The sequence below is a fragment of the Vibrio sp. YT-19(2023) genome, assembly GCF_033337395.1.
On sequence record NZ_JAWOQN010001110.1, the window covers coordinates 1 to 525 of the forward strand.

The 525-nt window shown below is 43.6% G+C and carries 1 pseudogene; it reads left to right on the plus strand.

The features are described 5' to 3' along the window. Positions 1-525 (plus strand): annotated as a pseudogene (locus R7E78_RS30315) (chemotaxis protein); the annotation flags it as partial.

Below are 525 nucleotides of genomic sequence, written 5' to 3' on the forward strand. Positions count from 1 at the left end.
AAATGATAAAAAACCGCTTCAACTTTACCTACCTCGAACACGTCTTTGGATGAGAGCTGCCTTTTTCCTTTTTATTTCGAACTTTTTGGGCTTGTTACTTCTAGAGATGAATCAATCACCAATGGTGGCTTTCAGCGCAGCAGCGTTACTTTCGGCATTATCCATTTACATGTTGACCAGACCAATTGAGAAGCTGGCTAAACAAGCAAGGCAGGATTTCAATAACCCGTTGATGGAGTACATATACTGCGGGAAAGTGAATGATCTTGCAGAAATCGAACTGGCTATGAAAATGAGGAAGCAGTTCGCGAACGCCTTATTAGGTAGAGTAGGAGTTTCGGTAAAAGATTCCTGTGAAGAGACGAAAACGAATGCCGATAGCGCGGCGGATAACAGTGAGCGTGTTACTGAAAACCTAAGCGCGCAAAAAATCGAAATTGATTCTGTTGCAACCGCAGTGAATGAGATGCAAGCCTCGTCTTCCGAGATATCTCATAATGCTCAAGCAACCGCAGATGCAACGCT